This is a genomic window from uncultured Meiothermus sp., assembly GCF_937863175.1.
Lineage (GTDB): Bacteria > Deinococcota > Deinococci > Deinococcales > Thermaceae > Meiothermus.
On sequence record NZ_CALMCQ010000032.1, the window covers coordinates 1 to 2,872 of the forward strand.

General features: G+C 62.7%; 3 protein-coding genes. 2 read left to right on the plus strand and 1 reads right to left on the minus strand.

The genetic code is table 11. The features are described from left to right. Positions 1 to 765: histidinol-phosphatase HisJ family protein (locus Q0288_RS01260; RefSeq protein ID WP_299425937.1), on the plus strand; the 765-nt coding region annotated here is incomplete at its 5' end. An 87-nt stretch (positions 766 to 852) separates the two neighbouring features. Next, positions 853 to 2,463 (plus strand): DNA polymerase/3'-5' exonuclease PolX, encoded by a 1,611-nt coding sequence (locus tag Q0288_RS01265; protein ID WP_299425940.1) that lies wholly within the window; start codon positions 853 to 855, stop codon positions 2,461 to 2,463. Positions 2,464 to 2,604: 141 nt separating this feature from the next. On the opposite strand, the gene Q0288_RS01270 is transcribed toward Q0288_RS01265, so the two are convergent. After that, on the minus strand, positions 2,605 to 2,872 hold a 268-nt coding region (locus Q0288_RS01270), incomplete at its 5' end, for a CBS domain-containing protein (RefSeq protein WP_299425943.1).

A 2,872-nucleotide genomic window follows, 5' to 3' on the forward strand; every position in this document is an offset into this window, starting at 1 on the left:
CCCCTCTGTAAGCACGCTGTGGGTGCACCCGCCGAGTATGTGCAGGCCGCAAAGGATGCGGGCTTGCATGGCATCGTCATGACCGACCACAGCCCCATGCCAGCCTGGTTCGATCCCGAGGTGCGGATGGAGCAAGGCGAGTTGCCCTTCTACCACACTATGATGGAAAAGGTTCGTGCCGAGGCAGGTGGTTTTTATGTGGGAATTGGCCTCGAGGCCGACTTCCACCCTGGCACCGAGTATTTTGTTCGGCGGCTTCGTCTGCAGTACGAATACGACTACCTCATCGGCTCGGTGCACCACCTTGGCTGCTGGCCCTTCGACAACCCGCGCTACGTAGCCGAGTTCGAAGAGCGTGACACCCGCGAGATCTACCTCGAGTATTTCAAGCTAGTGGTGCGGGCGGCCCGGTCGGGTTTGTTTCACTCGATTGGACACCTGGATCTGCCCAAGGTGATGGGATTTCGGCCCAGTGGGGGTTATGTGGAGCTGGCCGAGGAAGCCTTGCAAACCATCGCGGGCGAGGGACTGGCCCTGGATGTGAACACTGCCGGCTGGCGCAAGAAAGCTGCCGAGATTTATCCCAGTGCAGAACTGCTGGCCCGGGCATCTCAACTCCAGATCCCGGTGGTGCTGGGCTCCGATGCCCACCGCCCAGAGGAGGTGGCCCACCGTTTTGCCGATGCAGTAGGGCTTCTGAAATCGGTGGGCTATACCCAGGCCGTGGTGTTCCGGGCAGGGAATCCTGCGCCCTATGCGTTATGAACCGCTATGCGCTGCTGGAAGTCCGGCGGGTGCTGGTCTTGATAGTTTCGGGTGGCCGGCAGGTGGAGCAGGCGGTAGGCTAAATGCATGAACCGTAAAGACCTGGCGGGGATGCTCGAGTACGCCGCCGACCTGATGGAGGTGCTGGGTGAGGGCGAGTTCCGGGCCAAAGCCTACCGTAGCGCAGCCCGCAACCTGGAGCAACAAGACGCTGACCTGGTCGATCTGGCAGCCAGGGGTTTCAAAGGGGTGCCGGGGGTGGGGCCGACCCTGGCCCCCATGCTGGTCGAAATTGTCCAGACCGAGGAGTTTCCTTACCTGGCCGAACTCGAGGGCCGCACACCGCCAGGGGTGATTGAGCTCTTCCGGGTGCAGGGCCTGGGCCCCAGACGCATCCGGGCCTTGTGGGACAACGGAGTGAACAGCCTGGAGGAACTGGTGCTTTTTGCCGAAGAGGGCCGAATTCGCGCCCTGCCGGGCTTCGGGGCCAAAAGCGAGGCCAGCCTGCTGGAAGCAGCCCGCTACGCCCTCGGCAACATGCGCCGGGTGATGCTGCCGGTGGGGTTGGAGGTGGCCAGGCTGCTGCTAACGGACCTCGAGCAAGCCGGGCTCAAAGCCGAGCTGGCCGGTAGCGTGCGGCGTGGCCTGGAAACTGTGGGCAACGTGGATCTGGTGGTAGTGGGCAGCCCCGAGCAGGTGCGCCCGGTCTTGGGCCGCTACCTCGAGGAAGCCCAGGGCAGTGTGTTGCTGGGGCGGCTCGAGGGCCTGCCCTTGCGGGTTTTTTGTGCCAGTGCTGGGTCTTTCGGGACGATGCTGGTACAGGCAACCGGTTCGCAGGGTTGGCTCGAGGCCCTGGGGGCCATCCCCTCTTCAATTGCGACCGAGGAGGAGGTATTCAGGGCGCTGAACCGTCCCCTGGTGCCTGCCTGCTGGCGCGAACCCGAGCATATCGGCCTACCTGTGCCGCCCGCGGCGCTCCAACCCCAGCAGCTTCGGGGCTTGATTCACGTACACTCCACCTACTCCGACGGAACCGGAACCCTGCGCCAGATGGCCGAGGCTGCTATCGCTTCCGGGTTCGAGTACATGGTGATCTGCGACCACTCCCAGACGGCGACCTATGCGGGTGGGCTGCGGGTGGAGGCGGTGTTGCGCCAGTGGGCCGAGATCGAGGCGCTCAATGCCGAGCTGGCCCCGTTTCGCATTCTGCGCGGCATCGAATCGGATATTCTGCCCGACGGCTCGCTGGACTATCCCGACCTTGTGCTGGCGAAGTTTGAAGTGGTGGTGGGAAGCCTGCATGCCGGGCTCAGCCTGGGCAAAACCGAACAAACCCAGCGCCTGCTGCGGGCCCTGGACAACCCCTATCTGAGCATCCTGGGCCACCCCAGCGGGCGTCTGATCCTGCGGCGCAAAGGGGCGGAAGCCGACTGGGAAGCGGTGCTGGAACGTGCCAGGCAAAACCATAAGATCGTGGAGTTCAACTGCAGTCCCTACCGCCTCGACCTCGACTGGCGGCTGATGCTGGCCTGGCGCGACCGCCTCAGCTTTTCGCTAGGCCCCGACTCGCATAGTGTGGATACCATCTCCGAAATTCAATATGGCTTGCTCTTTGCCCACAAAGCCGGTCTGCACCCCGACCAGGTTGCCAATACCTGGCCCGCCGAGCGACTGATGGGGTTGAAGAAGATGAGCTGAGATCACCCCAAGTCTGCTTTTTTTCGAAACCGCAACCACCCGGACGCAACGTTAACGATTCCAGAGGAACCCGGTATCCGAGGGCTTATCACTTTCGCAAAAGAACATAAACCCCCCCGATGGGGGTTGGAGGAGGACGGGCTATTTGCTGGCTTCTGCGCCCACCAGCAACTCAGCCTCGCGTTGCAAGAAAGCCTTCAGCACATCGGTTACGGTTACGATGCCCACCAGCTTGTCATGGTGGACGACCGGCAGGCCCCCCACTTTGTGCTCGAGCATCAGCTTGGCCGCAGCCTGGAGGGGCATGGCACTGCCAATGGTGATGGGGTCGCGGGTCATGATCTCCTTCACGGTGAGCTTGGACATCAGGTAGCTGAGCTCCCAGATGGAAAGCGAGGTGGCATCGGAG